This window comes from Amycolatopsis sp. NPDC058340 (assembly GCF_042723975.1).
GTDB lineage: Bacteria > Actinomycetota > Actinomycetes > Mycobacteriales > Pseudonocardiaceae > Amycolatopsis.
This window is the reverse complement of record NZ_JBHXIB010000001.1, coordinates 138,255-164,786: the sequence shown is the minus strand read 5'-3', so window position 1 is coordinate 164,786 and position 26,532 is coordinate 138,255. Positions and strand designations below refer to the sequence as shown.

The window sequence follows — 26,532 nt, the reverse complement described above, 5'->3', positions numbered from 1 at the left end:
CACTGTAACCTACTAGCGAGTAGGTTAGAATGCGACGTGACGCAAACTGCACGGGAGGCACGTAATGGCTGACAGGTACCAGCAGTTCACGAAGAGCCCGGTAGGGAAATTCGTGGTGCCGAAGCTCGGCCTGCCGAACCCCGCGACGCTCCGCCGGTACAAGCCCGGCCAGCCCGCTCTCGAGGGTCCCGCACTTCTGGGTGCCGCGCCGGGCGGTCGCCTCGAAAAGGTGATCGAGGCGCAGCTGCACCGCGCGGGGATCGAGGTCGTCTCGACCGCGACGGACAGGCACGCCGCGCTCGTCTTCGACGCGACAGGCGTGAAGGACCCGAAGCAGCTTCGCGAGGTCTACAACTTCTTCCACCCGGTGATCCGGAGCGTCGGGCCGTCGGGCCGCGTCGTCGTCCTCGGGACGCCGCCGGAGCTGGCCGAAGGCAACGAGCGGATCGCTCAGCGCGCGCTCGAAGGCTTCGTCCGTTCCGTCGGTAAGGAACTGAAGCGCGGCGCGACCGCTCAGCTCGTGTACGTCGCCGAAGGAGCCGAAGAGGCCACTGAGTCCACGCTCCGGTTCTTGCTGTCGTCGAAGTCCGCCTTCGTCGACGCCCAGGTCATCCGCGTCGGCACCGAGACCAAGACCGCCTCCGCGCCCGCCGACTGGGCGAAGCCGCTGGACGGCAAGGTCGCACTGGTCACCGGCGCTTCCCGCGGTATCGGCGCCGCCATCGCCGAGGTGCTCGGCCGCGACGGCGCCCACGTCGTCGCGCTCGACATCCCCGCACAGGGCGCGGACCTGTCGAAGGTCGCCAACAAGGTCGGCGGCTCGTCGCTGCAGCTGGACATCACCGCCGCCGACGCGCCGGAGAAGCTCGCCGAGTACCTCGTCACCCGCCACGGCGGCGTCGACATCGTCGTGCACAACGCGGGCATCACCCGCGACAAGACGCTGGGCAACATGACCGAAGGCGGCTGGGACTCGGTCATCGCGGTCAACCTCGCCTCGCAGCTCGCGGTGAACGAGAAGCTGCTCACGGACAAGGTGCTGCGCGAGAACGGCCGCATCATCGGCGTCTCCTCCATCGCCGGCATCGCGGGCAACGTCGGCCAGACGAACTACGCCACCAGCAAGGCGGGCGTCATCGGCATGGTGAACGTCGGCGCGCCGAAGCTCGCCGAATACGGCGGCACGATCAACGCCGTCGCGCCCGGTTTCATCGAGACCAAGATGACCGCCGCGGTGCCGCTGTTCATCCGCGAGGCCGGGCGGCGGCTGTCCAGCCTCGGCCAGGGCGGGCTCCCGGTCGACGTCGCCGAGACGATCGCCTGGTACGCGAACCCGGCTTCGGCCGCGGTCAACGGCAACGTGGTCCGCGTCTGCGGCCAGGCACTGCTGGGGGCGTGAACATGGCGGTCAAGGAACTCCACGAGTCGCCGAGCCTGTCCTCGCTGTACCCCAAGGCGTTGCTCGGCTCGCTGCGCAAGAGCGGTGGGAACACGCTGCCGTCGACCGAGTTCGTCCGCGAGGGCGTCGTCGTCGACCCGGCCCATCTCGCCGCGTACAACCAGGTGTGCGGATTCCGGCTGGACGACGTGCTCCCGGCGACGTATCCGCACATCCTCGCCTTCCCGCTGCAGATGGCGCTGATGACCGAGGACGACTTCCCGTTCCCGTTGCTGGGCATGGTGCACGTCGCCAACCGGATCACTCAGCACCGGCAGCTGCGGCTCGACGAGTCGTTCACCCTGCGGGTGCGCGCCGAGGATCTCCGCCCGCACGAAAAGGGCAAGCAGTTCGACGTGATCAGCGAGCTGCTCGTCAACGACAGTCCGGTGTGGACGGACGTCAGCACGTACCTGCGCCGCGGTGGCGGCAGCGGCGAGAAGACCGCACGCGGTCAGCTCTCGCAGCCCTCGCCCACCGCGATCTGGCACGTTCCCGGCGACATCGGCCGCCGCTACGCCGAGGTCTCCGGCGACCGCAACCCGATCCATCTGCACTCGATCACCGCGAAGGCGTTCGGGTTCCCGTCCGCGATCGCGCACGGCATGTGGACGAAGGCGCACGCGCTCTCCGCGTTCGAAGGCAGGCTTCCGGAGGCGTTCACCGTCGACGTCAAGTTCAAGCAGCCGGTCCTGCTGCCCGCCAAGGCCGCTTTCACCACCTGGAGTGAGGGCGACGGCTGGGCGTTCGAACTGTGGAACGCGCGCAAGCCGAAGCCGCACCTGGAAGGCTCAGTCGTCGCTCTCTGACGGCTTCCAGATCTCGCCCTCGACCAGGTCGTTGAACCCGAGCCAGACCAGGTTCATCAGCCACGAGGCGAGTACGCCGTCGGAGACATCGGGGTGGTCGAGCGCCCAGTCCGCCAGCGACTCGGCCGCCCCGACCAGCGCGGCGGACAGCCCGGCGCCGGAGAACTCCGCCTGCTCGCCGAGGCCCTTGCGGGTACCGGCGGAGACGACCAGCGCGGCGACCAGTTCGATCGCGCGGGTGCGCATGTCGGTGATCTCCGCGGCGAAGGCACCGCCGACGGTCATGGCCTGGCGGTGCAGCACCGTCCAGGACTCGCGGTAGTCGGCGACGAAGCGGTAGAACGCGCGCAGACCGTGCCAAAGCTGCATGTCGGGCGGCAGATCGGGTTTGATCCCGTCCTGCACCGCCTCCAGCAGGCGGGTGGCTTCGCGGCGGATGCAGGCGCCGAAGAGGTCTTCCTTCGAACCGAGGTAGGTGTAGATCATCGGCTTGGACACGCCGGCGACCTCGGAGATCTCGTCCATCGACGCGGAGTGATAGCCGTAGCGCGAGAACACCGAGACCGCTGCGTCCAGGATCTGGCGTTCCCGCACCGCTCTCGGCAGCCTTTTGGCGCGTTCGGCGGGACGCGGCACTTCCTCGGACAACTCAAGACCTCCCATTAGCTCGCGTAAGACGCTACCGGGCTACCAGCGGCACGGGTGATTTCGGCACGCTTGCCCGCTTACCTACTGGCGGGTAGCCTTACGCTTGGGTAGGCGGGACTGGAGGGAAGATGACCGAGATCGTGGGGCTGACCGGCCGCGCGCTGGTCGACGCGCTGGAACGGATCGAAGCGGATTCGGCCGAAGCGCACTCTCTCGACGTCAACGAGGTCGCGGGCGCCATCGACCCGAAGGACCTCGGCAAGGAGGACGTCCGGCGGCTGCTCACCGCGCTGGGGCGGCTCGCCGAGTCCGCGCCCGCGTTCGACCTCCGCAAGGTCGACCCGGTCCGGTTCGCGAATCTCGTCGCCCGTGCCTCGCGCGCACAACTCGAAAGCGTCGTCGCCGAACGGCAACTCCGTGAGCGGGTGCTGCGCGAGATCTTCGACCGCATGGGCGCCCACATCCGGCAGGACCGCGCGAAGACACTGCACGCGGTGGTGCACTGGCGGCTGTCCGGCGGCACCGGCGCCGGCGGTTACGACCGCTACGAGACGGTGATTTCGCACGGCGAGTGCACGGTCGACCGGGACATGAGGGAGAAGCCGAGGGTGACGATCACGATCGCGCCGGTCGATTTCTTCCGGCTCATCACCCATCAGGCGACGCCGGCTGTGCTATTCGTCACCGGAAAGATCAAAGTAAAAGGTGACCTGGCGTTCGCGGCCGGTCTCATCGGTTTCTTCGACCTTCCGAAACCGTCCTGAACCCGGCCGAGCAGATACACTTCCGTGCCGTGCCCCGAAATTCCCCGAACCGGCGCTGGCGGGACAAGGTACGCCTTTCCCGCCCGTTGCGGCTGCACAAGACGCGCACCGGTGGCGAGCACGTCGTCAACGCGTTCGCGGAGAAGCTCGAGCTCGCCAAACTGAGCCCCGAGCAGTTCACCCAGGTGCTGGAAACCCTGCACATGCTTGGCGAAACCGGTGCGGGTATCGAGCTGAGCTCACTGGAGACCGAGGTGCTCGTCGACGTCGTGCAACGGGCGTCACGCGAGCAGCTCAAGGCGATCGCCGACCATCCGGAACTGCGTTCGGCGTTCCTCGACGAGATTTTCCGCAGAATGTCGGATCATTTCGTTCCCGAACGCGCGCGGCATGTGGACTTCGTCGTCGCATGGCGTTTCACCGATGGTGACGGAGAAGACGGTTTCGATCGTTTTCAAACGGTCATCGAAGACGGTGTCTGCGTTTCGAGCACGGATCTCGCGCGTACTCCGGACACCACCATCACCCTTTCCGTCGACGACTTCATCCGGATGGCGACCGGCAACGCGGCGGTGGCGGCGATGTTCGTGACGGGCAAGGTGAAGGTGAAGGGCGAGTACGCGCCGGCCGTGCGGTTCAGCGGGTACTTCGACATCCCGAAGCCGAGCGGCGCCTAGGCCGGGGTCTGGTGTCCCCAATGTCGCATTAGGGACGCTGAGCGTCTCAAATGCGACATTGGGAACCTTTGCGGTGCCCCTGACCGGATCGACGGGCGTTGGTGTGGCGGAAGCCGAGCCCCCGCCGCCACCCTGCCTGAGGCGCTGCGCGCCCGGCCTGAGCGCCAGCGGTGAAGGACGCTTTCGTCGCGTGGGATGCGGCGAAGGACGCTTTCAGCCCTCGACGATGCGGCCCTCGATCACCGGCGGCTGCTTCTTGGCGGCCTCCGCGGGCGGCGCGTCCACGACGACCTCGCTGTCCACGACCATCACCGGCCCGCGGGTGCGGTTCGCGAACTTGACCGCCCGGCGCGCCATCCGCTTCTGCCACACCTTCCGCGCGACACTCCGCGTCGGCGGCAGGATGAACAGCAGGCCGATGACGTCGCTGACGAAACCGGGCAGCAGGATCAGCAGGCCGCCGAGCCCGATCAGCATCCCGTCGGTGAGTTCCTTCTCCGCGTCGGCGGGACGGCCGAGCCGTGCGGACTCGGCGAACGCCCGGAAGGCGCGGCCGCCTTCGCGGCGCGCGAGCCACGATCCGACGAACGCGCCGGCGAAGAGCAGCGCGATCGTGCCGAGCACGCCAACGGCCGAGCCCACCGCCCACACGGCGGCGATCTCGGCGACGACATAGAGCAGGAACGCGACAGCCATACCTGGACAACGTACGGCTTGCCCGTTTTGCTCCCAACCCCCGGTCAGCCGATCCGGCGAAGGAACTCCTCCGCCTCGCGTGGCCCGGTCAGCACGACCTGCCGCGCGTGCGCCCCCTGCTCCGCCAGCCGCCGCACCGTCCGCTCCCGGTAGTGCTTCGGCCAGCGCCAGACGTAGGTGTAGAACTCCAGATCCAGCCTCTCGGGGCAGCCGGGCGCCTGGTTGTCCTGGCCGTATTCGCGCAGGCAGCGCGTCAGCACCCGCCGGAGGCAGACGCGGCGCGGGTAATCGAGGAAGACGATCGTGTCCGCTCTCGGGAGGCGGAGATGCATCGACGCCCCGTAGTTCCCGTCGATCACCCAGGCGTCGGACGCGATGACCTCCTGTTGCGCGGCGTGGAACTCGGCGTCCGGCGCCGGTGTCCAGCCCGGCCGCCAGTAGAGCCGGTCGAGGTGGGTGACGGGCAGGCCGAGCGCGGCGCCGAGCCGTCGCGAGAACGTCGACTTCCCGGCGCCGCTGCAGCCGACGACCATGATCCGCCGCACGGTCAGGCCTCGTCGAGATACGCGGCAGCCTGCAGGGTGAACAGTTCGGCGTAGCCCGCCTCCGCCGCCATCAGCTCGTCGTGTGTCCCGTACTCGGCGACCTTTCCGTGTTCCAGCAACAGGATCCGCTCCGCCTGCCGCACGGTGGAGAACCGGTGCGAGATGTACAGCGTCGTGCGTCCCTCCGAAAGCTCCCGCAGCCGCGAGAAGAGGTCGTGCTCGGCCTGGGCGTCCAGCGCGGACGTCGGTTCGTCGAGGATCAGGATCGGCGCTTCCCGCAGGAACGCCCTGGCCAGCGCGATCTTCTGCCATTCGCCGCCGGACAGGCTGACGCCCTGGTCGAACCAGCGGCCGAGCGGCGTGTCGTAGCCGCTGGGCAGGCGTTCGATCCGCTCGTCGGCACCGGCGCGTTTCGCCGACGACTCGATCCGCTCCCGGTCGACCAGATGCGTCAGGTCGCCGAGCCCGATGTTCTCGGCGGCGGTGCCCTGATACGTCACGTAGTCCTGGAACATCGCGCTGATCTGTCGCCGCAATTCCACCGGGTCGTATTCGCGGATGTCGACGTCGTCGAGCAGGATCCGTCCGCCCGTCGGGTCGTACAGCCGGCACAGCAGTTTGAACAGCGTCGACTTCCCGGCCCCGTTACGGCCGACGACGGCGACCGTCTCACCCGGCCGGATCTCGAAGCTCACGCCGTCGAGAGCTGGGTCGGCCGCTCCTGGATAGGTGAAGGACACTTCTTCGAACCGGATGTGTCCCTCCACAGTGGACGGAAGCGGTCGCGGTTCCGGCGGCGCGACGATCTCCGGTTTCGTCCCGAGGAAGCGATACAGCGTGTCGAGGTAGAGATTGTTCTCGTACATCCCGGAAAACGCGGTGAACAGGCCCTGGACGGACGTCTGCACCGACGCCGCGGCCGCCGTGTACAGCGCGAGGTCGCCGAGGGTGAGCCTGCCGCCGACGGCCTCCAGCGCGATGTACAGCGCGATCGCGGAACCGGCGGCCGTGCTGAGCAGGCCCCAGGACGTCGAACTGACACTGCGCTTGCGGGTCAGTGTCCGCTGACGGTCGTAGAAGACCTGGCCGAGCCGCTGGAACCGGTCGACGAAGTACGGTCCGAGCCCGAAGAGCTTGGTCTCCTTGGCGTAGGTGTCCGTGGTGACCAAGGAGTTCAGGTAGTCCATGCGCCGTTTCAGCGGCGACATCATCAACGTCAGCCAGAACGCGCGGGCGCCGTACTTCGACTGCGAGATGAACGCGGGGATCGGCGCCACGAGTGCGACGAGCGCCAGCAGCGGACTGATCGAGACCAGCAGCGCGATCATGCTGCCGAACGTGATCACCGTCCGGATCAGGCCCAAGGCCGAGTTCATCATCGACAGCGGCCGGGTCGGCGCCTCCTGCGAGGCCTGGCGCAGCATGTCGTAGGACGCGGAACCCTCGAAATACGAGAGATGCAGCGCGCTCGCGTGGTCCATCACCTGGTGGCGGATGGTCAGCGTCATCCGTTCCTGCAGCAGGGACTGGCCGTAGGTGGTCAGCGCCTGCGAAACCGCGGTGAGCACGAGGATGCCGAACTGGAAGAGCGCGACACCGACGATCGCGCTCTTCGTCCCGTGTCCCTGGATCGCCGCGACGACCGAGTCGATCAGCAGCTTCGCGATGTACGCGGTCGCCGTCGGGAGCAGGCCCGAAAGCAGCGTCACCAGGGTGATCACGATGGTCAGCACCGGGCTCGCCTGCCAGGTCAGCTTCGCGACCTTCGGCAGGCCGCGGACCGTGCCCGCGACGTTGACCCACATTCGGTTGAGCCGGGACTTCAGGTCTTTCGGGACGGCTTCGGGTTCGGGCTCCGGGATGTCGACCGGGCCGGTCAGCCCGCTGTCGGGCACCGTCGACGGCGGGCGACGGCGCCTGCCGCGAGCCATGAACAGCTCGATGCCGCCTCCCCCACCGGGCGGGCCGATCACGCGGCCGCCAAGGCGCCGTTGAGGAACACGTCGACGAGCTCCATGGTGGTGGGTTCGTCACCGGTCTCGCTGAACCGGATCCGGCCGCTGAACAGCAGCGACAGGAAGAGCGCCGCGGACTGCGTGGGCGGCAGGCGCAGCCGGTCCTTCTCCGGTTCGAACAGCTCGGCCATGGCGTCGCGCATGGCGCTCATCGACTCCTTGCGCCGGTCTCGACGGTCGTCATGGCGATGCTCCGGGCGCCTTCCGGAACCGTGCATGACCGCCATGAGCGCGCCCATGCGCTGGAGGTGCGCGCTGAGCGCGTCGGCCGCCTCGATGAGCCTGTCGTCGAGGGACTGGTCGAGGTCGATGACCGCGATCGCGTCGAGTACCTGGTCGGGCTTCAGCGCTTCGGCGAAGCAGGTGGCGAACAGTTCGTCCTTGTCCTTGAACACGCGGAAGACCGTGCCCTCGCCGATACCCGCGGCGCGCGCGATCTGGCTCGACGTGACACCGGCACCGTGCTCCACCAGCAAGGGCAGCACGGACTGGACGATCATCCGGCGCCGCTCGTCGGCACTCATCCCCGGCGCTCTCCGCCGGGCGGTGGTCTCTGTCATGCCCCCAGTGTGCGGAGTGAGCGCTCACTCCGTCAACCGAATATGGCTGAAGCCCGTGAGGGCCTCCTTCCCTACCTTGAGAGTAGGGAAGGAGGCCCTCACGGACTTTGGCTCAGTAGGTGATCGCGACCGCGGGGTCGGCCAGCAAAGCGCCGACATCGGCCAGGAACTCCGAGCCCTGCTGCCCGTCGACCACACGGTGGTCGAAGCTCAGCGAAAGCTGGAGCACCTTGCGCACCTTGATCTCGCCGTCCACCACCCACGGGGTGTCCTTGATCGCGCCGAGGCACAGGATCGCGGACTCGCCGGGGTTGATGATCGGCGTACCGGTGTCGACGCCGAAGACGCCGACGTTGGTGATGGTGATCGTGCCGCCGAGCATGGCCGCCGGGGTGGTCTTGCCCTCGCGGGCGACGTCGGTCAGCTCGGTGAGCGCGATCGCGAGTTCCTTGAGGGACATCGAATCCGCGTCGCGGACCTTGGGCACGACGAGCCCGCGCGGGGTGGCCGCGGCGATCCCGAGGTGCACGTAGTCCTTGTAGACGATCTCCTGCGCCGCCTCGTCCCACACCGCGTTGACGTCCGGAGTGCGCTTGGCCGCCAGACAGACGGCCTTCGCCGCGAAGGTCAGCGGGGTGACCTTGACCCCGGCGAACTCGCGCGACTTCTTCAGCTTCTCCCGGAATTCCATCATCGGCGTGACGTCGACGGTCAGGAACTCGGTGACATGCGGGGCGGTGTAGGCGCTCTGCACCATCGCGGCGGCGGTGGCCTTGCGGACGCCCTTGATCGGCACCCGGCGTTCCCGCGTCGCGGGGTCGTAGCCACTGTCCACAACGGACGGTGCGGGAGCGGAACCGTTGGCGGCCGCCTGCACGTCGTCACGGGTGATGACACCGCCCTCGGCGGTGCCGGTGAGCGCGTGCAGGTCGACGCCGAGGTCCTTGGCGAGCTTGCGCACCGGCGGCTTCGCCAGCGGCACGTACCCGCCCTTCGGCTTCGAAGCCACAGCGGCCACAGCAGGCTCGGGCGCCACAGCCACCGGAGCCGGAGCAGCGGGAGTCGCACCCTTACGCGCACGCCGCTGCGTGACGACGGCCTTGGAGCCGTAGCCGACCAGCGGCTTCATCTCCTCTTCCGCCGGCTCCTCCGCCGCGGGCGCGGCGGTGGGTGCCGGGGCCGCCTTGCCGTCCGGGTCGACGTCGATGGTGAGGATCGGCGCGCCGACCTCCACCGTCTGGCCCGGCTCGACGAGCAGTTCGGTGATCACGCCCGCCCACGGGATGGGCAGTTCGACGGCGGCCTTCGCGGTCTCGACCTCGACGACGATCTGGTTCACCGTGACCTTGTCACCCGGCTTGACCTGCCAGGCGATGATGTCGGCCTCGGTCAGCCCCTCCGCCGTGTCGGCGAGGGGGAATTGTTTGTACTCGGGCATTTCAGCGATTTCCCCCTTACCAGGCGAGTGAACGGTCGACGGTGTGCAGCACGCGGTCCAGGTCGGGGAGGTAGTGCTCCTCGAGTTTGGCGGGCGGGTACGGCGTGTCGAATCCGGTCACCCGCAGCACGGGGGCTTCCAGCGAGTAGAAGCATTCCTGCTGCACGCGCGCGGCGATCTCCGAGGTCAGCGACGATTCCGACGGCGCCTCGCTCAGCGCGATGAGCCGTCCGGTCTTGCGCACCGACTCGAACACCGGCTCCAGGTCGAGCGGGGACAGCGTCCGCAGGTCGATGACTTCCAGCGACTTGCCTTCGTCCTCGGCGGCGGCGGCCGCGTCGAGCGCGACCTTCACCGACGGGCCGTACGCGACGACCGTGGCCGTCGTGCCTTCGCGGACGACGCGGGACTTGAACAGCTGGTCCGGCGTGCCCTCCGTGTCGACCTCGGACTTCATCGCGCCCGAGTGGTACAGCTTCTTCGGCTCGAAGAACAGGATCGGGTCGTCGGATTTGATCGCCTGCTGGATACCCCAGTAGGCGTCGACGGCGTTCGAAACCGAAACGACCTTCAGACCGGGGATGTGCGCGAACAGCGATTCCGGCGACTCCGAGTGGTGCTCGACCGCGCCGATGCCGCCACCGAACGGCACCCGGATCACGATGGGCATCTTGATCTTGCCCTGCGTCCGGTAGTGCAGCTTCGCGACCTGGCTGGAGATCTGGTCGAAGCCGGGGAAGATGAAGCCTTCGAACTGGATTTCGCATACCGGGCGGAAACCGCGGACGGCGAGGCCGACCGCGGTGCCGATAATGCCCGACTCCGCGAGCGGCGTGTCCAGCACGCGCTGCTCGCCGAAGTCCTTCTGCAGGCCGTCGGTGATGCGGAAGACGCCGCCGAGCTTGCCGACGTCCTCACCCATGATCAGGACCTTCGGGTCCTCTTCCATGGCGCGACGGAGCCCGAGGTTGAGGGCCTTGCCGATGGTGAGTTTCTGGAGATCGGCCATTTCAGTGTTCACCCGCCCCGACGAAACCGTCCAAATAGGACAGGAACTCTTCACGCTGCGCGTCCAGCAGCGGAGTGGACTCCGCGTACACGTTGGAGAAGATCCGGTCCGGTGGCGGTTCGGGCATGTTGAAGCAGTAGTCGCGCAGCTCGGCCGCGAACGCGTCCGAATCGGCCTGGACCTGGTCGAAGAACGCCTGGTCGGCGCCGCCACCGCGGGCGAGGTACGCCCGGACGCGCTCGATCGGGTCCTTCAGCTTCCACTCCTCCAGCTCGTCGGAGAGCCGGTAGCGGGTGGGGTCGTCGGTGGTGGTGTGCGCGTCCATCCGGTAGGTGAACGCCTCGATCAGCACCGGGCCGTTGCCGTGGCGGCATTCCTCCAGCGCCCAGCGGGAGACCGCGAGGCAGGCGAGGACGTCGTTGCCGTCCACACGGATGCCGGGGAAGCCGTAGCCGCGGGCGCGCTGGTACAGCGGCAGGCGCGACTGGCGTTCGGTGGGCTCCGAGATCGCCCACTGGTTGTTCTGGCAGAAGAACACGAGCGGCGCGTCGTAGACGGCGGCCCAGACGAAGCCTTCGTGCACGTCGCCCTGCGAAGTCGCTCCGTCACCGAAGTAACAGATGGTCGCTTCGCTGTCGTCGTCGCCGACCTTGCCTTCGAACTTCTGGCCCATCGCGTAACCGGCTGCGTTCAGCACCTGGTTGCCGATCACGATGGTGTACGGGTGGAAGCCGTGGGCCTTGTAGTCCCAGCCGCTGTGGTCGGTGCAGCGGAAGATGCCGAGCACCTCTTTGAGGTCGACGCCGCGGGTGTACGCGACACCGTGCTCGCGGTAGCTGGGGAACGCCATGTCCCCCTTCCGCAGCGCGCGGCCGGAGCCGATCTGCGCGGCCTCCTGCCCGAGCAGCGGCACCCAGATGCCGAGCTGGCCCTGGCGCTGCATCGCGTTGGCCTCGCGGTCCGCGCGGCGGACCAGGACCATGTCGCGGTACAGGCCCTTGAGGGCTTCGGCGTCGATGTCGTCGACGTAGCGGTCGAATTGCGGCGAAGAGATCCGTTCGCCTTCGGGGGTGAGCAGCTGAGTCAGCTCAGCGCCACCTTCGCTCGTTGCTCGCAAACCGGCGATCACCTGTTCGGGGGAAGGCTGCGCCGCTACGGCGGCGGGACCATCTCCAGGCTCCGGGTGCGTCCAGTGTTCGGACGGCATGCGCTGCTCTCCTTGATGTCGGCGCCTCTGGCGGCCACTTGTGGCGGCCACAGTGACTGCGCCGGCGGGGACCAGCGCGTCGGATCTGAAGCGCTGGGTCACCGTCGGCGTTGACGGTTCGTGCGGACATCCTGGCATGCCGGACGCCGGTTTGGTCAGTGGCGGATGCTGATTTGTTGCTGAGAAAGGGTGTCTGATCAGGGAAAATGCTAGGAAGCCCGAGTGTGGGGCCGCCGAAAGTAGGGAATTCACCCGCGGGCCGACCAGCGGACGACTCGTCCGGACGGGTGTCCTGCCCGGCTTGATCGATGACGATCCGTGCCCGCCGCTGTGATCCATCCCACTCCCCGGCACCCGTGGCAGGATGGCGGACGTGGAGCAGAAATCCGTACGCGAAACCGTGGTTTCGAACTGGACGAACGACGTCCTTCCCAGCCTGTCCGGCCTGGTGGCGATCCCCGCCTTGTCGCCGGCGTTCGACCCCGAGTGGGCGAAGACCGGTCATCTCGCAGCCGCCGTCGAGCACGTCCGCTCCTGGATCGCCGCGCGGGAGATCCCCGGCGCGACGCTCGAGGTCGTGGAACTCGAAGGCCGCAGCCCGCTGCTGGTCGTCGACATCCCGGCGACGTCCGAAGCCGCCGAAAAGGGCACCGTGCTCATGTACGGGCACCTCGACAAGCAGCCGCCGGTCGGTGGCTGGTCCGAGGGGCTCGACCCGTGGACGCCGGTGATCCGCGACGGCAGGCTGTACGGCCGCGGCGCGGTCGACGACGGCTACTCCGGTTACGCGGCGACGACGGCGATCGAGGCCGTGCGCGCCGCCGGTGGCGAACATTCCCGCGCGGTCGTGCTGCTGGAGACCGGTGAGGAGTCCGGCAGCCCGGATCTGCCCGCCTACGTCGAGCACCTGAAGGAGAAGCTCGGCGAGGTTTCGCTGGTCGTCTGCCTCGACGCAGGCGGCACGGACTACAAGCGGCTGTGGCTGACCACCAGCTTGCGCGGAATGCTGCACGTCAACGTCACCGTGAAGGTGCTCGAATCCGCGCAGCACTCCGGCATGGCCAGCGGCATCGTCGCGAGTTCGTTCCGGGTCCTGCGTGCCCTGATCGACCGGATCGAGAACGTCGAGACCGGCGAGATCAAGCTCGCCGAACTCAGCGTCGACATCCCGGAGAACCGCGTCGAAGAGGCTCGTGGCGTCGTCGAGATCGCGCCCGGCGCGGCGAAGACGCTCTTCCCGGTGGTCGGCCGGACGGTGTCCGACGACGATCTGGAGCTGCTGCTCAACAACTCGTGGCGGCCGACGCTTTCGGTGATCGGCGCGGCGGGCTTCCCGCTCCCTGCCGACGCGGGCAACGTGCTGCGCGACAGCACCACGCTCACCCTGAGCTTCCGCCTCCCGCCGACCGCCGACGCGAAGGCCGCGATGGAGGCGGTCCGCCGTGTCCTCACCACCGACGTGCCGTACGACGCTTCGGTCGAGCTCGGCGATTTCCAGGCCGAGAACGGCTGGAACGCGCCGGACACCGCGCCCTGGCTCGACGACGTCCTGCACCACGTCAGCGGCGAGGTCTTCGGTGCGCCGCACAAGAGCTACGGCATGGGCGGATCGATCCCGTTCATGGGGCTGCTCGGCGAGAAGTACCCGGACGCGCAGTTCGTGGTCACCGGCGCCTGCGGGCCGGATTCGAATATCCACGTGCCGGACGAGTGGCTGAACATCGACTTCGCGCAGCGGGTCACCGAAGCGGTCGCGCACATCCTGGACGCGCACGCCCGCAGCTGACGGAGAGCATCGGGCCTCGTGAGTGGTAAGGACGGTTCTAACCGTCCTTACCACTCACGAGAACTTGTTCAGCGCCGCGGTCAGTTCGGTCAGCTGCGGCGTGAAGCGCTGGTACGAGAACGGTGTCTCGTTGTTCCACGGGATCAGCTTCCCGGCCTTCACCGCGGGCAGCTGAGTCCAGGTCGGCACGCCGCCGAGCCCGTCCGGGCCGAGCGAGAGCGATCCGCCGCGGTTGTCGTACATGATCACGTCGGCCGGGTATTTGCCGATGTTCTCCCAGCTGATCTGCTGGTAGTAGCCGCCCTGGCTCTCGTCCGGCGCCTCCGGCGTGACGAAGTCCAGCCCCTTGCTCTGGTAGTGCTTCGAGGTCGCGAACTTCGGCGCGTTCGAGACGTACACGGCGTCCTTCTGCGCGGACACGAGAAGGATCTTCAGCCCCGCGGCCTTCTTGGCCGCTTCGCCGAGCGCGGCGTCGGCCTTCTCGTACTCTTCCTTCGCCGCACGGATCGCCGGAGTCTCGGTGTCGGCACCGAGCGCCTTCGCGAGCGCGATGAACTTCGCGATCCCCTCGGGCATCGAGATGTCCTGCAGCCGCACGCCGACACTCGGCGCGGCCTTGTCGATCTTCTCCGTCTGCGTGTCCGGGACGTACCACATCTGGTCTTTCAGGTACATCACGCTGACCAGCAGCTGCGGATTCAACGAGACGAACTTGTCGAAGTTGAACTCGTTCCACACGTTCCCGAGCGAGGTCACCGCGTTCAGGTCGACGCCGCCCGCCTGCGGGTCCGGTTTGCCGTCGGCGAACTTCGACGGGCCGAAGATCCCGACCGACTTCACGCCGAGGTCCCAGAGCGCCGCCGCCGCGGTCACCTGCGCGACGATCCGGGTCGGCCGCTCGCCGTCGAGCTTCCGGCCGCGGTCGTCGGTGAACGTCCAGGTCGCGCCCGCTCCCTGCGTGGGCGTCTCCTCCTGGTAGCCGCAGGCGGTCAGGAGGCCGGTGGCGCCGAGCGCCGCGGTGCCGGCGAGAAAGCCGCGTCGGGAGAGGTGCATGGAGATCTTCTTTCACCGAGGGACCGAAATTCGGCGTTAGGCTAGCCTTCCCTTATCGTGAACGCCATGGTCCAGGTCACGGAGCGCGTCAGATCACCCAGGACCAGCGTTTCCGTACGAACGCTGGTCCTCGTGGGGTCCCTGACAGCGCTCGGCGCGGTCGTCCTGCTGTCGATCGGCTTCGGCTCGAATCGCCTTTCCCTCGGCGACGTGTTGCACGCCCTCTTCGCTTACGACGGGAGCTACAACGACGTCGTCGTCCGCGACGATCGCCTGCCCCGCACGGTGCTCGGCGTCCTGGTCGGGATGGCGCTCGCGGTGGCGGGCTCGCTCATGCAGGCGATCACCCGCAACCCGGTCGCGGAACCCGGCCTGCTCGGCATCAACCACGGCGCCGCCGTCGCGATCGTGCTCGGCTCCGCGGTGTTCTCGGTGACTTCGCCCGGCGAGTACGTCTGGTTCGCCTTCGCCGGGGCGCTCGCGGGAACCGCGCTGGTCTCGGTGATCGGCGGGACGCGCGGCGCCACGAGCCCGCTGCGGCTGGTGCTGGCAGGCGTCGCCGTCCAGGCGGTGTTCGTCGGGATCAACCAGGGCATGCAGATGGTCAACACGCACAACCTGCAGGCCATGCGGTTCTGGCTGGTCGGCTCGCTGGTGAACCGGAACGCCGACCAGCTGACCGTGCTGCTGCCGTTCTTCGTCGCGGGAGTCGTGATCGCGATCGTGCTGGCCCGCGCGCTGAACGCGCTGGCGCTGGGCGAGGACACGGCTCGCGGCCTCGGCGCGAATCCGGCGCTCGTCCGCGTCGCCGGGATGGTCGCCGTCGGGCTGCTGTCGGCGTCGGCGACCGCGGCCTGCGGACCGATCGCCTTCGTCGGCCTGATGATCCCGCATGTCGTCCGGACGCTGATCGGCCAGGACGAACGCTGGGTGATGCCGATTTCGGCGTTGCTCGGGCCGGTGCTGCTGCTCGGCTGCGACGTCCTCGGCCGTCTGCTCGGCTCGCCGGGGGAGATCCAGGTCGGCGTGATGACCGACGTCGTCGGCGGGATCGCGTTCGTGATCGTGGCAAGGAAACTCAGGGCGGTGCGCCGATGACCGCGCTCGTCCGTCGTGAGTCCGGTTTGGACAGACGATCGCTGGTCGTCGTCGCCGCGCTCGCCCTGGTGACACTGACGCTCGTCGTGCTTTCGGTCGGCACCGGCGACTACGAGATGAGCCCCGGCGAAGTGCTCACCACCCTGGCCGGCCAGGGTACGAAAGCGCAGTACCTGGTGGTCATGGGGCGGCTTCCGCGCGTGCTGGTCGCGATCCTCGTCGGTGCCGCGCTGGCGCTGGCGGGGGCGGTGTTCCAGACGATCACCCGCAATCCGCTCGGCAGTCCGGACATCATCGGCTTCACCACCGGTTCGGCGACCGGCGGTATCGCGACCCTGCTGCTCATCGGCTCCGGCCCTGGCCTCGTCTCGCTCGGCGCGCTGGCGGGCGGGCTGCTGACCGCGCTGGTCGTGATGGCGTTGTGCGCGCCGCACGGCCTGCTGAGTTCGCGGCTGGTGCTGCTCGGGATAGCCGTCAGCGCGGTGCTGGTCGGCGTGAACTCGTACCTGCTGGTGAAGGCGAACCTCGAAGCCGCCTCACAGGCCGTCGGCTGGCTGGTCGGTGACCTTTCCGGGCGCGACTGGGCTTACTTCGTGCCGCTGGCGGTCGCGATGGCGGTGTTCGTCCCGATCATGTTCGCGCACGGCCGCGCGCTGCGCATGCTGGAGATGGGCGACGACACCGCCACGGGTATCGGCGTCGACGTCCACCGGGTGCGGCTGACCCTGGTGCTGGTCGCGGTCGCGCTGGTCGCCGCCGCCACCGCCGCGACCGGGCCGCTGCCGTTCATCGCCCTCGCCGCGCCCCAGCTGGCGCGCCGGATGACGCGCCTGCCGGGGCCCAACCTGCTCGCGTCGGCGTTCGTCGGGGCGACGCTGGTCGTCGCTGCGGACTATCTCGGCCAGCGTCTGCTGGAGTCGTCGCTGCTGCCCGCGGGCGTCGTCGCGGCGGCCCTCGGCGGCGCGTACCTGCTCTGGCTGTTGCTCCGGCGACGCGCCTAGGTGAGCCGGGTCAGCTGCACCGAAACGTCCAAAGTGGACTGACCGCCACCGGTGAAGATGCCCTTGAGCGGCGGCACGTCGGCGTAGTCGCGGCCGTACGCGACCCAGACGTGCCGCGGCCCGACCGGGATCGCGTTCGTCGGGTCGTAGGCCCACCAGCCGCCGGTCCAGACGTCGACCCAGGCGTGGCTCTCGCCCTCGACCGTCTCGCCGAGCTTCGCCTCCGGTTTCGTGTGCAGATACCCGGAGACGTAGCGCGCCGGGACGCCGATCGCGCGCAGCATCACCAGCGTGACATGCGCGAAGTCCTGGCAGACCCCTTCGCGCGCACGCCACGCGTCGGTCGCCGTGCTGTGCACGCCGGTCGTCCCCGGCTGGTACTTGAGCTGCTGGTTGACCCATTCGCAGATCGCGAGCACGGCCTCCGCCGGTTCGAGCCCCTTCCGCAGTTCGCGCGCGACCTTCGTCAGCTCCGGATCACGCGGTGTGTACGGCGTCGGCGTCAGGTACTCGGTGCGGTGGTCGACGACGGTGTCGCCGCGCAGGTCCTTCCACGTCGCCGAGCGGACCGGCTCGCCTTCGTCGGCGGTCTCGACCACCGACGTCGCGAGCACGGTGAACTCCGTGTGCGGCGCGTGAAGGTCGAACGAGGTCACGACGGTGCCCCAGTAATCCGTGTACCGGTAAGCCCGGGTCGCCGGCGTCGTCTCGACCCGGTTCACGACCGTGGTCTGCCGCCGGTCGGAGCGCGGGGTCAGCCGCGCCTCATTGTACGACTGCGTGGCCGGCGTCGCGTACCGGTATCCGGTCCGGTGTGCCACCCGAAGCTGCCAGGTCACAGCGAAACCTCCGCACCGCTCCAGGCCACCCAAGGCGACGAATGGAAGTACTGCACCGAAACCGCGTCGCCGATGTCCTTGATCGAAGTCTGCAGGGCGCCGAGCCGTTTCGGCAGGTCCTCCAGCAGATCCGACGGCCGCAGGAACTCCAGCTCGCTGCGCGCGCGGCCGAGCTGCCGCAGCGCCTCGGACTTCTCGTTGGCACGCGAGTTGACGCCGGGGTCCAGCCGCTCCAGGCATTCCTCCGCCTGCCGCAGCGCGTGGAACACCGAACGCGGGAAGAGCGTGTCCCGCAACAAGAACTGCACGACGCGGCCGGCGTCGAGCGCGCCGCGATAGGTCCGCAGGTAGGTGTCCTGCGCACCCGCCGACCGGAGCACCGTGATCCAGCCGGGTGACGAGGCGCTGTCCTGTACCCGCGAGAGCAGCAGCCGCACCACCATGTCCGCGCGTTCGACCGACCGGCCGAGCACCATGAACAGCCAGCCGTCGTCGCGGCTCATCGTCGAATCGGCGAGCCCGGCGAACATCGCCGCCCGTTCCTCCACAAAGGACAGGAAGGCGTGCGGACCGGCGCGGCGCGCGTACCGCTGCCGGTCCGGCACCGCGTTCCAGGTCGCGTTCAGGCATTCCCACAGCTCGGTCGAGACGACCTCGCGGGCGCCGCGCGTGTTCTCGCGGGCGGAGTTGATCGAACCGACGATCGACGCCGGGTTGTCCTTGGCGTAGGCGACAAGTTCGGTCAGCTTCCACACGTCGAGGGTGTCCATGCCCTCGGGCGTGATGCCGAGGACGGCGAGCAGCTGGCGGCTCGCGTGGTCCGGGTCGACGCTCGCGTCTTCGAGCAGCTGATGCACGGAGACGTTGAGGATCCGGGAGGTGTCATCGGCGCGTTCTACGTACCGGCCGATCCAGTACAGCGATTCCGCGTTGCGGGCGAGCACATCAACCTCCCTTATGCCTGTTGCTGCTGTTGTTGCTGGGTGGTGGTCAGCTCGGGGCCCTGCTCGGCGACCAGGCCGTCCACTTGGGACAGTGCGCCGAGCGCGGGCCGTTCCAGTTCCCGTTCCGCCGTCGAGGATCGTGGCGCCAGCACCCAGGTGTCCTTGGAACCGCCGCCCTGCGACGAGTTGACGACCAGGCTGCCCTCCGGGAGCGCGACCCGGGTCAGCCCGCCCGGCAGGACGAAGATCTCCTTGCCGTCGTTGACCGCGAACGGCCGGAGGTCCACGTGCCGCGGCGCCAGCCGATCGTCTACTTTGGACGGAACGGTGGACAGCTGGACCACCGGCTGCGCGATCCAGCCGCGTTTGTTGGCCCGGACCTTGCGTTTGAGCGCGGTCAGCTCGGCCTGTGTCGCCTCCGGGCCGAACACGATGCCGTAGCCACCAGAGCCTTCGACGGGTTTGATCACCAGCTCGTCCATCTTCCGCATGACGTGGTCGAACTCGTCCGGCAGCCAGCACCGGAAGGTGTCAACGTTGGGCAGCAGCGGCTTCTCGTTGAGGTAGTACTTCACCATCTCGGGCACGTAGGTGTACACGAGCTTGTCGTCGCCGACGCCGTTGCCGACCGCGTTCGCGATCACCACGTTGCCCGCGCGTGCCGCGTTCAGGATCCCGGCCACGCCGAGCACGGAATCCGGCCGGTAGTGCACCGGATCGAGGAACTCGTCGTCGATCCGCCGGTAGATGACGTCGACCTGCCGCTCGCCCTCGGTGGTGCGCAGGTAGACGACGTTGTCACGGCAGAACATGTCGCGGCCTTCGACCAGCTCGACGCCCATCAGCCTGGCCAGCAGCGAATGCTCGAAGTACGCGGAGTTGTGCACGCCGGGCGTGAGCACGACGACCATCGGGTCGGCGACGTTCGCCGCGGCCGCCGCCCGCAGCGCGCGCAGCAGATGCGAGGCGTAATCGCCGACCGGGCGCACCCGATGCTGGGCGAACAGGTCCGGGAACACGCGCGCCATCGTGCGGCGGTTCTCCATCACGTACGACACGCCGGACGGGTTGCGGAGGTTGTCCTCCAGCACCCGGAAGGTGCCCTCCTCGTCACGCACCAGGTCCACACCGGACACATGGATGCGGACGCCGTTGGGCGGGTTGATCCCGAACGCCTCGCGCTGGAAATGCTCGCACGAGGTGATCAGCCGTCGCGGGAGAACGCCGTCACGCAGGATCTGCCGATCGCCGTACACGTCGGCGAGGAAGGCTTCGAGCGCACGGACCCGTTGCGCCACACCGCGTTCGAGTTTGCCCCATTCGGCGGTGGTGATCACGCGCGGCACCAGGTCCAGCGGGAACGGGCGTTCCTGGCCGGACAGTGAGAACGTGATGCCCTGGTCGACCATGGCCCGGTCGATCGCCGCCGACCGGGACGAGAGGTCTCCCGACGTCAGCGCGGAGATCGATTCGTACAGCGCCCGGTACGGCTGACGGACCGTGCCGTCGGCGGTGAACATCTCGTCGTACGCGCCCGCGTGCGGCCGCGACGGCGAGAGATACCCGTCGAACTGCGCCCCGGGTTTCGCCGCGCGCCTCGCCGACGTCGTCGTCCGCGGGCGGCGACCCGCAGGTGGGAGCCGGGGCGCCGAGTTGTTGTTCATGGAGGTCATCGTGACTCATGGACCCCGTCCGGCGCGAGATGCCCGGGTTGGCTTGTTGGAATGATCAGCCTGATGCTAGCCTCGCCGAACGTATTCAAACCTGACTGGGGAAGGTTGGATTCTGTTCGGCGTTTCGCCGTGTATAGAACTCGATAAATCGCGCATTACCTGCTGGATAAGCAGGATCTGAATTTCACACGCAATTTTCAAGGGGAATTGTGAAGAATCTTGTGAAGACGTTCGTCGTGGCCGGTGCCGCGGTGACGGCCTTGGCCGTTCCGGGTGTCGCGATGGCAGCTCAGGACGGTGCCGCGGCGCCGTCGACCAGCGTCGGCGCAGCGGATGTCAAGAGTCGTTGGTGCGGCCATAACTATGACAGCTGTGTCCGTGAGCGGAGCGAATTCGCCCGATATTACAACGTCGGGCCGCTCCAGTACTTTCCTGTCGACCCCAGTTGTGCGGGTATCTGCTACAACGGCTACGTGTTCGATTATTGGCCCAAGTAAGTAAGGCGGCGGTGGGGCGCTTCGGCGCCCCACCGTGTTTCACGTGCCGGGCCAGTTGAACCCTGTCGAGACCCACCGGACCGAGGTCGGCTCGATCCCGTCGTCGTCGGGACGATCTTCGCTAGAAACAGCGCTGTAACGTCGCGGTGCTGTGCTTGCCGCCGGATGAGTGGCAATATGCGTGCTCTCGACACATGGGAACTACAAGGAGTGACGACGTGGCTCGATTCAAAGCGCTCGCCCTGATCCCGGCGCTCGCCCTGACCGCGGGTGCGCTGTCCGCGTGCGGCGAGGAAGGCGGAACCGCGGCCGGCGGCGTCCAGCTCGTCGCGTCCGGCAAGGTCACCACCTGCACGCACCTGCCCTACCAGCCCTTCCAGGTCAAGCAGGGCGACAAGATCGTCGGCTTCGACGTCGACCTGGTCGACCTGGTCGGCAAGAAGCTGGGTGTCGAGCAGAGCATCGTCGACATCGCCTTCGAGACCATCGAGTCCGGCGAAGCGATGAACACCGGGCAGTGCGATCTCGCCGCCGCGGGCATGACGATCACCGACAAGCGCAAGGAGAAGTTCGACTTCTCCGACCCGTACTTCGAGGCGACCCAGGCGCTGCTGGTCAAGACCGGTTCGCCGATCAAGGACCTCTCCAACGTGGCGGGCAAGAAGATCGGTGTCCAGTCGGCCACCACCGGCGCCGACTACGCCAAGGAGAAGGCGAAGGGCGCCGAGATCGTCACCTTCGACGACCTCGCGCTGCTGGAGCAGGCCGTCAAGAACGGCACGGTCGACGCGGGCGTCAACGACAACGGCGTGCTCTACGACTTCGCGAAGACGAACCCGGACACGACGGTCGTCACCGAGTTCAAGACGAACGAGTTCTACGGCATCGGCGTGAAGAAGGGCAACAGCGCCCTCCTCGGCAAGATCAACGAGGTGCTCAAGGCGTCCGCGGCGGACGGCTCGTACGCGCAGATCTACCAGAAGTGGTTCGGCAAGGCGCCGACCTGGCAGCCTGGATCGGCGTCGAACTAGTTTGAAGCCGCCTTGTGGCCGGTGCCCAGCGCACCGGCCACAGGCTTGTCGCCACCTGTTTGAGGAGAAACATGGCTTTGAGCCGCCGCCAGCGACGTTCGGCGTTCCGGACCGGGCAATACGTCCTGCTGCTGGTGATCGTCATCGTGCTCGCGCTGCTGGCCGATTGGAGCAGGATCGGCAAGGCGTTCTTCGATCTCGAAGTCGCCGCCAAGCAGTTCCCGGACGTCATCACCGTCGCACTGAAGAACACCATCGTCTTCACCGCGCTGGGCTTCGCGCTCGGCCTCGGGCTGGGCCTTCTGCTCGCCCTGATGAGACTTTCCTCGGTCGGCCCGTACCGCTGGTTCGCGCGCGGGTACATCGAGTTCTTCCGCGGTCTGCCCGCGCTGCTGATCTTCCTCGCCGTCGGCATCGGCGTGCCGACCGCGTTCGACACGACCCTGCCGCGCAACGTCGCGATCATGCTGGCGCTGGGCATCGTGTCGTCGGCTTACATGGCGGAGACCATCCGCGCCGGTATCCAGGCGGTGCCACGCGGGCAGGTCGAGGCCGCGCGTTCGCTCGGCATGTCGCCCGCCCGCACGATGATCACCGTCGTGATCCCGCAGGCCTTCCGGATCATCCTGCCGCCGCTGGCCAACGAGCTGATCATGCTGACCAAGGACTCGTCACTGGCGTTCCTGCTCGGCACCACCCCGGCGCAGCAGGAACTCGCACAGTTCAGCCGTCAGGCGCTGCTGGAGGCCAAGGGCCTGACGCCGATCGTCGTCGCCGGTCTGTGCTACCTGGTCATCACCATTCCGCTGTCGATCCTGCAGCAGCGGCTAGAGAAGAAATACGGAGCCGGAGTGCCCGGCGGAGGAACGGTATGAGCGCCCAGACGATCGTCGAAGTTTCGGGACTGCACAAGGCGTTCGGCGAGCTCGAAGTGCTCAAGGGCATCGACCTGGAGGTCCAGCGCGGCCAGGTCGTCTGCATCATCGGCCCGTCGGGATCCGGCAAGTCGACGCTGCTGCGCTGCGTCAACCTCCTCGAGGAACCGCAGCAGGGCAAGATCGTGGTCAACGGCAGCGAGATCACCGACCCGGACGTCGACATCGACGGCGCCCGCACGAAGATCGGCATGGTCTTCCAGTCGTTCAACCTCTTCTCGCACCTGAGCGTGCTCGAAAACCTCACCGTCGCGCAGCGCAAGGTGTTGAAGCGCGGTAAGGAAGAGGCGGAACGCGTCGCGCGGGAGAACCTGGCGAAGGTCGGGCTGGCGGAGAAGGAGACTTCGCTGCCGACTCAGCTTTCCGGCGGGCAGCAGCAGCGCGTCGCGATCGCGAGGGCGCTGTCGATGAACCCGGACGTCATGCTTTTCGACGAGCCGACGTCGGCGCTGGACCCGGAACTGGTCGGCGACGTTCTCGCGGTCATGCGGCAACTCGCGCAAGAGGGTATGACGATGCTCGTCGTCACGCACGAGATGCAGTTCGCCCGCGAGGTGGCCGACATCGTGCTGTTCATGGACGGCGGTGTGGTCGTCGAGCAGGGCTCGCCCGACCAGGTGATCGGGGACCCGCAGGAGGAGCGCACGAAGACGTTCCTCTCGCGGGTCCTGAACCCGAACCACCAGGGCTAACGTCCTCGCAGCTGCGACTCCAGCTGGACGACCTTCGCGACGATTTCGTGCGGCCCGGCGCCCATGAGGCTCACCCAGCCCTTGGCGTCCGGGCCGAACACGACACGGCCGTGTTCGGTGTCCATCCAGCCCGGTGGCCTTTCGACGCGTTTCCGGTTGCCGCCGCCGTCACGGATTGCGACGTAAAGCCGTCCGAAGAAGGTGTGCGGCGACCGGATCCACTGGAGGATCTTCTTGGCGTCGCGGATGCTCGGGCTGGTGCCGGTGAGCATTTCGCCCTTCATCAGGACCTGCAGATCGGCTTCCGAACAGTTCAACGACGGTGTGCGCGCCGGAGCGGCCTCGGGGAGGAGACCGGTGAAGTCCTGCGCCAGCGTGTCCGGTCGCGTCGGCGTCAGGTAGACGACCTTGTCGACCAAAACGACGTTGACCGCTTCGCGGCCACTACCCGCGGCGCGAACTGTCCGTTCACGCCCCTCGGACTTCACCCACGAGTAGTACTCCACCGCCGGCCGTTGCAGGAACCGAAGTGTGTCGAGGAATTCGTCGTCGATCCGGCCGCGTCTGAGCAGTCCTTGTCTGTCCAATTCGGACTGTGCGGTGGCGGCGAGCTCGCGACGCTCCTCGGGCAGATACCACTGGGCGCCGCGGACGAGCGTCGGATGGATGTCGCCGAGATTGTGTTGATCCAGTAGGGTTTCGTAGGTCTGGAGCGTCAGTTCGACGGGTTTCTGCAGCACGTTACGCGCCGATCACCGGCGGAACCGGCTTGTCACCGTCGTAGCCGCCGAAGAGGGAATCGCCGTCCTCTTCCTGCAGCGTGATCTTGCGCTGGTGCTCTTCGTCCTCGCCGCCCTTGCCCTTGCCGGCGCCGCCACCCATCCCGCCGCCGCCCATCCCCGGCGCGCCGGGACGTCCCGCCGCCGCGGGGCCTCCTGCCGGCGTGCCGCGCATCGCGCTTTCGCCGGGCATTGCGGCGCCGACGCCGCGACCGGGCCCCATGCTCCCCGGCCCGCCCGTCGACCCGCCGGGCCCGAAACCGCCGCCGGGCCCGAAACCACCGCTGAATCCGCCCGACCCCGGGCCGAATCCGCTGCCGCCACCAGGTCCACCGGTGCCCGGCCCTCCCGGCCCGAAGTTGGGCGGCGGGAAGCCACCTGGGCGCCCCTGCACCTTGTCGTCCGTCCTGGAAAGGTCGGTCTGGTCGTTCGGCCGCGGAGACGGCAGCGGCCGTGGCATCTGCGGCACCCTCGGCGGCTGCGGAACCCGCGGCGGCCTCGGCGCCTGATACCCCTCGGCCCCCGGAGGCGCGCTGTACGAACTCGGCCCGCCGGTGTACCCACCGGGAGCACTGTGCCGCCCGGAGTCGCCGGGCCCGCCGCTGAACCCGCTGACCTTGGTCTGCCCGGGATCGATCGCATCCGGCGTGATCGGCGCGGGCGAAACGTTCGGATCATGCGCGGCCGGATAAGCCGGTGCGAGCGATTGCTGGCGCGGCTGGGTGCTCTGGTAGTACGGCTCGTAGATCTCGACGTTGTGCTTCGTGTCCGCGTCGAACTTCGCCGCCGCGATCTCGTCGTCACTCGCGCCGATGGACAAGACGTCCTCGGGCCCGCTGTCCCCCGCGCGCTCCTTCTCGACCGGGCGGACATTGCCGCGCGTGTAATGGAAAGAAGCGTTCTGGTCGAACATCGACTGGCGGGCGCGGTCCATGTTCTCGCCCGCGAGCTTGGAAGTCGCGATGAGCGGGGCCAGACCGGCTGTTCCACTGTCGGCGGCTTTGCCCTTCCAGAACGTGCTGAGCGCGGTCTGGCTCTTCTCCAGCGTCTGGCTCATTTCCTGATGGGCGACCATCAGGTGATGGGAAGCGACCTGCGCCGCGTCCAACCGTTTCGTGTGGTTCGGGTTGGCGTTGAGTTTGGTGAAGATTTCCCAACCGCTGTAGGTCATTGGGCCGCCTTCAAACGTTGAATTGCCAGCTCAGCCAGCTTCACGCTGGTACCGCAGGGGTCGTTGTAGGCAGGGCTGTCGTCGAACAGAGCGGTGACCACGGTGTACATCATGTCGTCGCGGAGTCCGACAGCCAGATTGCAGTTGCCCGCACCTTCACCGCCGTTCGCGAAGACGACGGCCGGATATCCGGCGATGTCAGGCACGGGCTTGAACGTCGTGACGCCGCTGCCCTGTTGTTTGAGAGCGTAGAGATGGCTCAAGCCTTCGGGCTGGCTGACGTTCAGGCCCCCGTTGATCGAGCCCGCGAGGTCGGCGAGGATCCACGAGCAGGTCGGGCCGCCCGCGACCTGCTCCACCTTCGAGCTTTTCACCTTCCCGGCGATGCCTTCGATCTCTGTATCGGTCGCGGCGCTGCAAGGTTCGGTCGTGAACTTTTCCGTCTTCAGCGGGGTTGTCACTTTGGGAGCTCCCGCGCGTGGGAGGGCCGTGGCGTCAGGCTTGGGTGTCGACGGCTCGGCCTTACCGCCGGTTTCCCCGTTGCATCCCGCCGTGAGCACGGCAGCCACAGCGAGAACGGAGAGGAGTCGAGCACGCATTCAGAGAGCCTTTCCAACGGAACGGAGAGCGTCGATCGCTGCCTGGTCTTGCTTTTCGTACGCGGCCTTGATTTCCACCAGCTTGTCGGCGTAGGCCCTGGTGAATTTGCGTGCGCCGTCCAGGAACGTCTGGTAGGAAGCTCCTGACTCGTTCGCGATCTTGACGTAGCCTTGGCTGGCGACCTCGTCACCCATCGCGTCGATACCGGTCAGGTGCGCGGCCTCCCTCATGGCGCTGCTGAAATTGTTTTCGATGCAGTCCTCTAGCGACTCGATGACCTTGCTCATGGCCTCGGAGTCGAATTCCCAGCCACCGTTCGAGGACGCTGCGGCGAAGTCCGCCTGGGCTTGGTTGGCACCTAGGTTGGTGTAGTCCGGCGCGGGTGCCTGCGCCGGTGCTGCGGTGGCGCCCTGAATCAGCCCCGAGCCTGAAGGCGCTGCCTGTGGCGTCGTCGTGTTCAGCTGGTTGTAGACCCCCTGGGGGCCGGCTCCCGGTCCTGTCATGTCGTGCCTCCCCGCACGGGCCGCGAAGGGGTGCGGCCTACCCGTAGTTCACCGTTGACTCCAATCGGTGACGATAGCAGCAGGTAAACCGTTGATCAGCCCCTTTGTGGAAGATCACCGTCGA

27 protein-coding genes are annotated in these 26,532 nt (G+C 67.7%); 11 read left to right on the top strand and 16 right to left on the bottom strand.

Going from position 1 to position 26,532, the window contains the following annotated elements; genetic code table 11:
• Window positions 1-64: 64 nt before the first annotated feature.
• Together ACFWIW_RS00825 and ACFWIW_RS00820 are read left to right on the top strand one after the other, a co-directional pair.
• A complete protein-coding gene (locus ACFWIW_RS00825; protein ID WP_378366492.1) occupies window positions 65-1,399 on the top strand; it encodes a 3-oxoacyl-ACP reductase in 1,335 nt (444 codons plus the stop codon).
• Between the two features lie 2 nt (window positions 1,400-1,401).
• Complete coding sequence (locus ACFWIW_RS00820; protein WP_378366491.1) at window positions 1,402-2,247, top strand: MaoC family dehydratase; 846 nt, start codon at window positions 1,402-1,404, stop codon at window positions 2,245-2,247.
• On the opposite strand, the gene ACFWIW_RS00815 is transcribed toward ACFWIW_RS00820, so the two are convergent.
• Window positions 2,230-2,895, bottom strand: a complete 666-nt coding sequence (locus ACFWIW_RS00815) for a TetR/AcrR family transcriptional regulator (protein ID WP_007032385.1) — start codon at window positions 2,893-2,895, stop codon at window positions 2,230-2,232. The genes ACFWIW_RS00820 and ACFWIW_RS00815 overlap by 18 nt on opposite strands.
• 128 nt (window positions 2,896-3,023) lie before the next feature.
• Between ACFWIW_RS00815 and ACFWIW_RS00810 the strand changes: the two genes are divergently transcribed.
• Both ACFWIW_RS00810 and ACFWIW_RS00805 read left to right on the top strand, forming a co-directional pair.
• Window positions 3,024-3,659 carry an SCP2 sterol-binding domain-containing protein gene (locus ACFWIW_RS00810; RefSeq protein ID WP_378366490.1) on the top strand — a complete coding sequence of 212 codons (636 nt, stop codon included), beginning with the start codon at window positions 3,024-3,026 and terminating at the stop codon, window positions 3,657-3,659.
• Window positions 3,660-3,745: 86 nt separating this feature from the next.
• Window positions 3,746-4,336, top strand: a complete 591-nt coding sequence (locus ACFWIW_RS00805; RefSeq protein WP_051972751.1) for an SCP2 sterol-binding domain-containing protein — start codon at window positions 3,746-3,748, stop codon at window positions 4,334-4,336.
• A gap of 213 nt (window positions 4,337-4,549) precedes the next feature.
• On the opposite strand, the gene ACFWIW_RS00800 is transcribed toward ACFWIW_RS00805, so the two are convergent.
• The 7 genes from ACFWIW_RS00800 to pdhA all read right to left on the bottom strand — a co-directional run bounded on the left by ACFWIW_RS00800 (window position 4,550) and on the right by pdhA (window position 11,806).
• Complete coding sequence (locus ACFWIW_RS00800; protein WP_126736179.1) at window positions 4,550-5,032, bottom strand: FxsA family protein; 483 nt, start codon at window positions 5,030-5,032, stop codon at window positions 4,550-4,552.
• Between the two features lie 44 nt (window positions 5,033-5,076).
• Complete coding sequence (locus tag ACFWIW_RS00795; protein ID WP_378366489.1) at window positions 5,077-5,577, bottom strand: DNA topology modulation protein FlaR; 501 nt, start codon at window positions 5,575-5,577, stop codon at window positions 5,077-5,079.
• Window positions 5,578-5,579: 2 nt separating this feature from the next.
• Window positions 5,580-7,508, bottom strand: coding sequence for an ABC transporter ATP-binding protein (locus ACFWIW_RS00790; RefSeq protein WP_378366488.1), 1,929 nt, complete (start codon window positions 7,506-7,508; stop codon window positions 5,580-5,582).
• A 38-nt stretch (window positions 7,509-7,546) separates the two neighbouring features.
• Window positions 7,547-8,116, bottom strand: coding sequence for a TetR/AcrR family transcriptional regulator (locus tag ACFWIW_RS00785; protein WP_378366901.1), 570 nt, complete (start codon window positions 8,114-8,116; stop codon window positions 7,547-7,549).
• 148 nt (window positions 8,117-8,264) lie between these two features.
• The gene (locus ACFWIW_RS00780) at window positions 8,265-9,590 is read right to left on the bottom strand and encodes a dihydrolipoamide acetyltransferase family protein (RefSeq protein ID WP_378366487.1); all 1,326 of its coding nucleotides are present in this window, start codon (window positions 9,588-9,590) and stop codon (window positions 8,265-8,267) included.
• A 16-nt stretch (window positions 9,591-9,606) separates the two neighbouring features.
• Window positions 9,607-10,599 carry an alpha-ketoacid dehydrogenase subunit beta gene (locus ACFWIW_RS00775; RefSeq protein ID WP_378366486.1) on the bottom strand — a complete coding sequence of 331 codons (993 nt, stop codon included), beginning with the start codon at window positions 10,597-10,599 and terminating at the stop codon, window positions 9,607-9,609.
• A gap of 1 nt (window position 10,600) precedes the next feature.
• Window positions 10,601-11,806, bottom strand: coding sequence for a pyruvate dehydrogenase (acetyl-transferring) E1 component subunit alpha (pdhA, locus tag ACFWIW_RS00770; RefSeq protein WP_378366485.1), 1,206 nt, complete (start codon window positions 11,804-11,806; stop codon window positions 10,601-10,603).
• Between the two features lie 373 nt (window positions 11,807-12,179).
• On the opposite strand from pdhA, the gene ACFWIW_RS00765 reads away from it, so the two are divergent.
• Window positions 12,180-13,592, top strand: a complete 1,413-nt coding sequence (locus tag ACFWIW_RS00765; RefSeq protein ID WP_378366484.1) for a M20/M25/M40 family metallo-hydrolase — start codon at window positions 12,180-12,182, stop codon at window positions 13,590-13,592.
• A 54-nt stretch (window positions 13,593-13,646) separates the two neighbouring features.
• Here ACFWIW_RS00765 and ACFWIW_RS00760 read toward each other — a convergent pair whose 3' ends face one another.
• Window positions 13,647-14,645, bottom strand: coding sequence for an ABC transporter substrate-binding protein (locus tag ACFWIW_RS00760; RefSeq protein WP_378366483.1), 999 nt, complete (start codon window positions 14,643-14,645; stop codon window positions 13,647-13,649).
• A 132-nt stretch (window positions 14,646-14,777) separates the two neighbouring features.
• Between ACFWIW_RS00760 and ACFWIW_RS00755 the strand changes: the two genes are divergently transcribed.
• Together ACFWIW_RS00755 and ACFWIW_RS00750 are read left to right on the top strand one after the other, a co-directional pair.
• Window positions 14,778-15,743, top strand: a complete 966-nt coding sequence (locus ACFWIW_RS00755) for a FecCD family ABC transporter permease (protein ID WP_378366482.1) — start codon at window positions 14,778-14,780, stop codon at window positions 15,741-15,743.
• Window positions 15,740-16,744, top strand: coding sequence for a FecCD family ABC transporter permease (locus tag ACFWIW_RS00750; RefSeq protein WP_378366481.1), 1,005 nt, complete (start codon window positions 15,740-15,742; stop codon window positions 16,742-16,744). The genes ACFWIW_RS00755 and ACFWIW_RS00750 overlap by 4 nt, the downstream gene beginning before the upstream one ends.
• On the opposite strand, the gene ACFWIW_RS00745 is transcribed toward ACFWIW_RS00750, so the two are convergent.
• From ACFWIW_RS00745 to ACFWIW_RS00735, 3 genes are read right to left on the bottom strand one after another with little or no spacing between them, the layout of a single operon-like run.
• A complete protein-coding gene (locus ACFWIW_RS00745; protein WP_378366480.1) occupies window positions 16,741-17,583 on the bottom strand; it encodes a transglutaminase domain-containing protein in 843 nt (280 codons plus the stop codon). The genes ACFWIW_RS00750 and ACFWIW_RS00745 overlap by 4 nt on opposite strands.
• Window positions 17,580-18,527, bottom strand: a complete 948-nt coding sequence (locus ACFWIW_RS00740) for an alpha-E domain-containing protein (protein ID WP_378366479.1) — start codon at window positions 18,525-18,527, stop codon at window positions 17,580-17,582. The genes ACFWIW_RS00745 and ACFWIW_RS00740 overlap by 4 nt, the downstream gene beginning before the upstream one ends.
• Before the next feature lie 11 nt (window positions 18,528-18,538).
• On the bottom strand, window positions 18,539-20,200 hold the full coding sequence (locus ACFWIW_RS00735) for a circularly permuted type 2 ATP-grasp protein (protein ID WP_378366478.1): 1,662 nt from the start codon (window positions 20,198-20,200) through the stop codon (window positions 18,539-18,541).
• Window positions 20,201-20,409: 209 nt separating this feature from the next.
• Here ACFWIW_RS00735 and ACFWIW_RS00730 point away from each other — a divergent pair, with 209 nt between their 5' ends.
• From ACFWIW_RS00730 to ACFWIW_RS00715, 4 genes are all read left to right on the top strand, one after another.
• Window positions 20,410-20,697: a hypothetical protein gene (locus ACFWIW_RS00730; RefSeq protein ID WP_378366477.1), complete on the top strand. Its 288-nt coding sequence runs from the start codon at window positions 20,410-20,412 to the stop codon at window positions 20,695-20,697.
• A gap of 218 nt (window positions 20,698-20,915) precedes the next feature.
• Entirely contained in the window at window positions 20,916-21,728 is an 813-nt protein-coding gene (locus ACFWIW_RS00725; RefSeq protein ID WP_378366476.1) for a basic amino acid ABC transporter substrate-binding protein, read from the top strand.
• Between the two features lie 71 nt (window positions 21,729-21,799).
• Window positions 21,800-22,603, top strand: a complete 804-nt coding sequence (locus ACFWIW_RS00720) for an amino acid ABC transporter permease (protein ID WP_016338198.1) — start codon at window positions 21,800-21,802, stop codon at window positions 22,601-22,603.
• Window positions 22,600-23,355 carry an amino acid ABC transporter ATP-binding protein gene (locus ACFWIW_RS00715; RefSeq protein WP_378366475.1) on the top strand — a complete coding sequence of 252 codons (756 nt, stop codon included), beginning with the start codon at window positions 22,600-22,602 and terminating at the stop codon, window positions 23,353-23,355. Before ACFWIW_RS00720 ends, ACFWIW_RS00715 begins: the two co-directional genes overlap by 4 nt.
• Here ACFWIW_RS00715 and ACFWIW_RS00710 read toward each other — a convergent pair.
• From ACFWIW_RS00710 to ACFWIW_RS00695, 4 genes are read right to left on the bottom strand one after another with little or no spacing between them, the layout of a single operon-like run.
• Complete coding sequence (locus ACFWIW_RS00710; RefSeq protein WP_378366474.1) at window positions 23,352-24,095, bottom strand: ESX secretion-associated protein EspG; 744 nt, start codon at window positions 24,093-24,095, stop codon at window positions 23,352-23,354. The genes ACFWIW_RS00715 and ACFWIW_RS00710 overlap by 4 nt on opposite strands.
• A 1-nt stretch (window position 24,096) precedes the next feature.
• Window positions 24,097-25,305 (bottom strand): hypothetical protein, encoded by a 1,209-nt coding sequence (locus tag ACFWIW_RS00705; protein WP_378366473.1) that lies wholly within the window; start codon window positions 25,303-25,305, stop codon window positions 24,097-24,099.
• Window positions 25,302-25,904: a DUF3558 domain-containing protein gene (locus ACFWIW_RS00700; RefSeq protein WP_378366472.1), complete on the bottom strand. Its 603-nt coding sequence runs from the start codon at window positions 25,902-25,904 to the stop codon at window positions 25,302-25,304. The genes ACFWIW_RS00705 and ACFWIW_RS00700 overlap by 4 nt, the downstream gene beginning before the upstream one ends.
• Window positions 25,905-26,408 carry a hypothetical protein gene (locus tag ACFWIW_RS00695; protein ID WP_378366471.1) on the bottom strand — a complete coding sequence of 168 codons (504 nt, stop codon included), beginning with the start codon at window positions 26,406-26,408 and terminating at the stop codon, window positions 25,905-25,907.
• Window positions 26,409-26,532 lie beyond the last annotated feature (124 nt).